6 protein-coding genes are annotated in these 6,000 nt (G+C 69.0%); 2 read left to right on the top strand and 4 right to left on the bottom strand.

The window, feature by feature from the left end:
• Window positions 1-885, bottom strand: an 885-nt coding sequence (locus NL1_RS27455) for a cutinase family protein (RefSeq protein ID WP_156095077.1), incomplete at its 3' end; no start/stop codon positions are given.
• A gap of 210 nt (window positions 886-1,095) precedes the next feature.
• Between NL1_RS27455 and NL1_RS27450 the strand changes: the two genes are divergently transcribed.
• On the top strand, window positions 1,096-1,575 hold the full coding sequence (locus NL1_RS27450) for an RskA family anti-sigma factor (protein ID WP_067845117.1): 480 nt from the start codon (window positions 1,096-1,098) through the stop codon (window positions 1,573-1,575).
• A 57-nt stretch (window positions 1,576-1,632) separates the two neighbouring features.
• On the opposite strand, the gene NL1_RS27445 is transcribed toward NL1_RS27450, so the two are convergent.
• The 3 genes from NL1_RS27445 to NL1_RS27435 all read right to left on the bottom strand — a co-directional run bounded on the left by NL1_RS27445 (window position 1,633) and on the right by NL1_RS27435 (window position 4,655).
• Window positions 1,633-2,052 (bottom strand): hypothetical protein, encoded by a 420-nt coding sequence (locus NL1_RS27445; RefSeq protein ID WP_156095076.1) that lies wholly within the window; start codon window positions 2,050-2,052, stop codon window positions 1,633-1,635.
• 127 nt (window positions 2,053-2,179) lie between these two features.
• Window positions 2,180-3,424 carry an alpha/beta hydrolase family protein gene (locus NL1_RS27440; protein WP_156095075.1) on the bottom strand — a complete coding sequence of 415 codons (1,245 nt, stop codon included), beginning with the start codon at window positions 3,422-3,424 and terminating at the stop codon, window positions 2,180-2,182.
• Between the two features lie 511 nt (window positions 3,425-3,935).
• Window positions 3,936-4,655 (bottom strand): hypothetical protein, encoded by a 720-nt coding sequence (locus NL1_RS27435; RefSeq protein WP_156095074.1) that lies wholly within the window; start codon window positions 4,653-4,655, stop codon window positions 3,936-3,938.
• 481 nt (window positions 4,656-5,136) lie between these two features.
• Here NL1_RS27435 and NL1_RS27430 point away from each other — a divergent pair, with 481 nt between their 5' ends.
• Window positions 5,137-6,000, top strand: a complete 864-nt coding sequence (locus tag NL1_RS27430) for an aminoglycoside 6-adenylyltransferase (RefSeq protein WP_067845109.1) — start codon at window positions 5,137-5,139, stop codon at window positions 5,998-6,000.

Here is a 6,000-nt window from a genome sequence, read left to right as displayed (position 1 = left end):
CGCCGCGGCCGCGAGCCGGGCGGTGGCGGTCGTCCCCGTCGCGCCGTATCCGCCGAGACGATCGATCGCGGCGGGCAGCTCCGCCAGCCGCACGTCGCCGAAGTCGGAGGCGAGCATGCTGTTCAGCGCGGCGGTGGCCGAATCGTTCGCGGTCCCAGGGTCGGCGTCGATCGGCTGGGCGAGCAGGCGTCCGAGGGAGGCGAGCAGCGGATGGGTCGCCGCGTCGGTCGAGCAGTACCTGTCCTTGGTCGCGCAGATCTGGGCCGTCACGGCCGACACCGCGCAGAAGCCGCTCGGGCGCGGCCCCGCGATGCCCTGCCCCGGGACGGGCGGGCCGACCAGGGTCGCGCCGCCGGTGCCCTGGCGCGGGTCGGCGATCAGCCCCACCGCGAGCACCCGGTCCGCGGCGACCGGCGTGCCGGTGCAGCCGATCGTCGCGGCCACGTCACCCATCGCGTCGGCGCCCTGACTGTACCCGGCGAGCACGAATTTCGTTGCGGGGCAGTCACGCCCGAAGTCGGCGATTGCGCGCGACGCTGCCTCGACGCCGGTCGCCTTGCTGTCGCCGTAGGGCATCCGATCGAATGCCGAGGCCTCGTAGGCGGGGAACCGGAAGGCGAAGGCGTCGCCGAGGCCGACCGCCAGCGCAGCGGCGAGCGGCGCCAGCATGCCCACCGGCGCCGACTCGTCGGCCCACGGATTCGTCTCCCAGGTTCCCGGCAGGAAGACGCCTGCGACCGCCGGACAGCCCGGATCCGCCTCGGCACGCGCGACGGCCGCGCCCGGCACGACGCCGGTGACCACCGCGATCATCGCCGAAATCAGCAGCAGCGACGCCGCACGCATCGTGCCAAAGACCGTGGCGGCGCGGTCGGATCGATTCACCTGAGCACCTCCTGCCGCACCGGCCCCGGCCGAGTCCCGAAAATCGCCAACCCATTTCATCAGCGAAAGACCCTACCTCGAGGTGAAACGCACAAATTTCACACATTTCCCGGCCGGAGGCCCATCCACGCGGCGGAGCTCACCGAAGTCCATACCGTCCCATCAGCCAGCGGCCGGCTCGGCTCGCAACCACGGAAGTACAGAACAGTGATGACGACGAACAATCGGCCGCACCACCCCGGCGCCGACCTGCGCGAGCTCGCCTACCCGTATGCGATGCACGCCGTCACCGACGTCGAGCGGCGACGCATCGAACGCAAGCGCGCGGTCGCCGATCGGGCATGCGCCGCGGAGTTCGACGTGACGGTCGGCCAGGTGCGAGAAACGTTGGCGGCGTTGAGCATTCTGGATGCTGTGCCGCCGCCGGCCGGCCTGGAACACCGGTTGCTGCGAGCGCTCGAAGACGCCGTTCCCCGCCGCCGCGCCCGGAGGCTGTTGCGCCGGAACTGGCTCGCCGCCACGATGGCGTTGCTGATCGCCATCGCGGCGGGCGTCGCCGCCGCCACTCAGCGCGGCCGATACCGGCGCGCGATCTTCCCGGTGACCGACACCTTGGCGGTCACCGTTGCGCCCGCGGGTGACTTCGAGCAGTCGATTCCGACGCCGATCGCCCGTGCGAATCGCCCCTGAACCGAGGTGGGGCGCTCAGCGCACCCCGCCTCACGATCAGCTCGCCGATCCCGTCGGCTACTGCGGCGGGTTGTTGTCGATCTCGGCACTGCGGTGCTCGATCAGCACCGGACGGGTCATCTTGACCTCCGGCGGCCCCAGAGTGGGCGGCGGGTAGACGTATCCCGGACCGTCCGGGTTCAGTCTCGGCGGCTGCTGCTCCATTTTGCCCGGAAAGGTCTTGAACGGGCACGAGAATTGAAGGTCGGTCGTGGCCTGCGGCCGCGCGTACGTCACGACCGTGGCCTGGCCCGCCCCGTCCGAGCACGTCACCACGGACTCCACCCGGTAGGTGTCGTCGGTGTCATTGCGACAGCTGAATCCCTCGCACGAGACGCCGGGCGCCAACTCCTGCGCCACCGCCTGCGGCGCCAGTATTCCGGCCGCCGCCACGACGACGGACACGACGCCTAGGCCGAACGTCAACCTTTGACTCATCAGTGAATCACTCCTATCGAAGACCCCGACCTGACGGCCACAATACCCATGATTGCCGCGCGTGCCTCTCACACGGCTTTCACCAGCGACGTTGCCCGGCAAGGGGTTTGAGGTGCCGCGCGGAGCGTCACGGAGCGGGGGTCAGCTCGCCGAACCACGTGAGGATCCCGGGCAGCGCGAGACGAACGGTGGCCGAGTGGTCGACGGGCCCGAGATCGACGACGCTCGCCCGGTCGCCGCCCAACGCCGCATGGCACCGCTCGGCGTTCGCCGCGGGCACGGCGCGGTCGTCGGAGGAGACATACAGCCGGACGGGGGCGCGGGGCGTCCAGTCGCAGGCGCCGTCGCTGTCGGTCATCGCGCGCAACGCCTCACCGGTCGGGTCGAGCGCGAGGGCCTGGAAGCGCGGGGTCAGCAGTTCCCTCGGTGTGGCAGGCAGCCCGGTGGACACCGAGAGAATGTCGTGACGACCGTCGAAAAGCTGCTCGACGCGTTCGGCGTAGGGCGGTTGGAATGCCTCGCCCGGTTCGTCGTAGAGGCGATAGATCCGGTTCATCGCGGTGAGCCAGTAGGCGATGTAGAGCACCGCGGCGCGCGGGCTGATCCGGCCGTCCAACGCGGCGGGCGCCTGAACCTCGCGGACGGCATAGGGACCGCTCACGGCCGCGACGCCCGCCAGGGTGAATCCGAGGTCCGGCGCGGCAGCCACCCGCTCGGCCAGCGCCATCGCGGCCTGGCCGCCCTGGGAGAACCCGGTGACCAGCAGCGTGCCGTCGAATTCGCGTCCCTCCCGCGCGGCGACCATCCGCGCGGCGCGCAGCAGATCCGCCGACGCACTGGCCTCGGTCGGCACGTGCGCGTAGGGATGCGAGCCAGGTCCCTCACCGAGGCCGAGATAGTCCGGGGCGACCGCGGCGTAGCCAACGGCCGCGAACAGGGCGGTACGTGCGCGATCGGTCTCGGCGTCGGCCGAGGGTGCTTCGTCCTTGCGCACGATCGTGCCGTGCGCGTAGCTGACGACCGGCAGTCTGCGCGCCTCGGTGCGCGGAAGAACCACCAGGCCGCTGGCGGTGGTGTCCGCGCCGTCAGGTGCCGAGGTGCGATAGACGACCCGGTAGGCGTCGATGCCGTTGCGGACCGGGGTCTGAATCGCCCAGTCCTTCAGGTAGTCGGCCGTCTGTTCCGTCGTCGAGCCGAGCACCGGCGTCACCGAGACGACCTCGCCGGGCGCCGCCGCGACGCGTTCGTGCTGCGCACCGCACGCCACCAGCCCGGCCAGCAGCAGGACCAGCACCGACAGCAGCGCCACCGAGGACCGATACACCCGCCTCGGCGGTCCGCTCGCGCACCGGAACGCCGTCTTCGTAGCCACTAGCCCACACTCCCACCGCAAGCCGATACAGCGCCACCGACCGGCCGGAATCAGGCGGCCTCACTGTCTCAGCGTTCGCAAACCGGGCTGAGCACAGGGACCCCCTCCGTAAAGTTTCGCTCGCGAAGTACTGACATCAGCTAAAATTGTGGATACCTGGAATACCAAGTGGGTCGACGTCCTGTTCAACGTCATCACATTCGGAAACAGGAAGTCTGTGGGTTCGCCCGTCGGTCCGGTGCAATGTCGCATCACGATGTCATCGCAATTCGGCGATGTCGGCGCCCGACCCACCTGCCGAGGAGGCAAGCATGGTCGACAACGCCGCAACCGAGCAGTCCGAACCCGATCCCGCGATCGTGATCTGGCCCGAACCCAGTCGGCTCGAGCCCTGGTGGCAGCGCGTCATGTTCGGATCGAGCGCTCGGCCAAGCACCCCGCGCGAGTCTCGGTACGGCACTGCGCGCCAGTAGCCTTCACGCGTTCTTCCCGCTCCCGCTCGGAGCGTCGTTCAGCTCGACTCGAAGACGTTCACGAGCGGTTCCCCGGTGTGCGCGGTCTCCGGCAGCGACACGTCGAGCACGGCCCAGCCCACAGGGGCAGGTCCGAATGCGTTGCGCGCGTTGGTAATCACCGTATCGGCCAGCACCCGGTTCCCGGTCGCGCCGACGATTACGCCGATGCCCGCCGGAAGCACCCGGCCGAAGGCGAGCACGCTGCGTTTCGCGATGGTCTGCACGACGATTCGCCTGACCGCGCCTTCGTTCAGACTCGACACCCCGGGAATCCGGTCCGCGAGCTCGGCGGCCCAGTTCTTCGCCGCATTCGCGGTGTGCTTCCCGACGAAGCGGACCCCGCCAGGACCGAACACGATGCCGGACACCAGCGCGGTCTCGCGGGCGACCTCCCCGGGCTCGACACCGTGGATCGCTCCGGCCGTCAGCGCGTAGAGCACCGACGCCTCGACGAAGAAGACGGTGTCCACACCCATCGCCGCCAGACCGGTGACCACGCCGATCCCCGGTACCGCGGCGCAGACGCCCACCGTGGCCCCGCTCGCGGTCACCGCGGTGCGATAGTGCCGCTGCACGCGTTGGAGGATCTGCTCGGGTGTTTCGTTCGGATACGCACCGCGCAGCCAGTCGCCGTACCACTCGACCAACGGCGTCTGCGCTCGGGCGCTTCTACCGATCGCCGACAGCACGATCTCGTTCACGCGTTCCCGGATCATCGATCACGACCTTTCCTGCGGCCCGCCCGCGAGCGGGGCCGACGAAATACTCGACTCGAAATACTCGGCTACTGAGGGATTCACCCCGTTTCGGGATTACTCACGGCGAAGTGTGCCTTGTCATTGCCGATCAATCCATCTCTTGCCCGTCGTGGCGTCGAACACGCCGCATCGTGGCGCGAACGTGACCGCTTCGCGCGCACCGCGCAACACACCGAGACATCCGATGAAATACGACCTGCGTCACCTACTGGCTGCGGAATTTCTGTAACGACACGGTGTCATTCGTCCGAAACGAGCTGGTACAGCAAATCATTGGCTTACGCTGGAATCGCCTTGGTAGCCCCGAGGTTGCAGGGTGGGTCGCAATGCCCCCGAAAGCGCCCACCATCGCCGAGCAGGTCAGCTGGGACTCGGGTCCCGGCTTCAGCCCGAATCCCATCTGGCCCGCCGGAATTCCGCCCCTTGGTACGGTCGTCCCATGGAGGACGCCGAGGAACTCCTCGCCGCCGTTGTCGCATGGGCGCGGCAGGACGACCGGATCACCGCACTGGTCCAGACGGGATCGCGCGGACGCGGCGACCGGATCGACCGATACTCCGATCTCGATCTGGAGATCATCACTCCGTACTGGCGCGAGTTCTTCGCCGACCGGAGCTGGCTGCACCGCTTCGGCGACGTCCTGCTCGCGGTGTCCTTCGAGGACGAAGACGACGCGGACCCGGACGCTCCGTGGCCCGCTCCCCTGCTGGTCGTCTACGCGGGCGGCCGCAAGATCGATATCACGATCGCGGGCGAGGAACGCCTCACCGGCATGATCGAACACGGGCTGGAGGAGTTGTACCAGCGCGGCTTCCGTGTCCATCTGGACCGCACCGGCCTCACCGCGCGGCTGCCCGTCCCCACCGGGAAGACCCCGAAGCCCGCGCCGCCCGATCTCGCCGAATTCACCGCGGTCACCGAGGAATTCTTCTTCGAGGCCACCCAGGTGCCGATCTACCTGAACCGCGGCGAGCTGTGGGTGGCGAAGTTTCGTGACAACACCATGAAGGTGTGCCTGCTCCAGATGCTCGAGTGGTACGGGTCGACCGCCCGAGACCATCCGCGCTACACCTGGTACATCGGCCACCACATGGACGAGTGGCTGCCCGCCGACCTGTGGCGGCGGGTGCACGAGACCTTCGGCCGCTTCGACGCCGACGACGCCCGGCGGGCACTGGATGCTTCGGTCGACCTGTTCGCCGAGGTCGCCGCGGAGGTCGCCGCCCGGCTCGGGTTCTCTTGGCGCGGCGAACTCGTCGACGGCGTGCAACGGCTGCTCGCGGAGTACCGGACGCACCCCTGA

Source organism: Nocardia lijiangensis NBRC 108240, assembly GCF_001613045.1.
Classification (GTDB): Bacteria; Actinomycetota; Actinomycetes; order Mycobacteriales; family Mycobacteriaceae; genus Nocardia; species Nocardia lijiangensis.
Note: the sequence above shows the minus strand (reverse complement) of the source record. Positions and strands in the feature narration are given on the sequence as shown.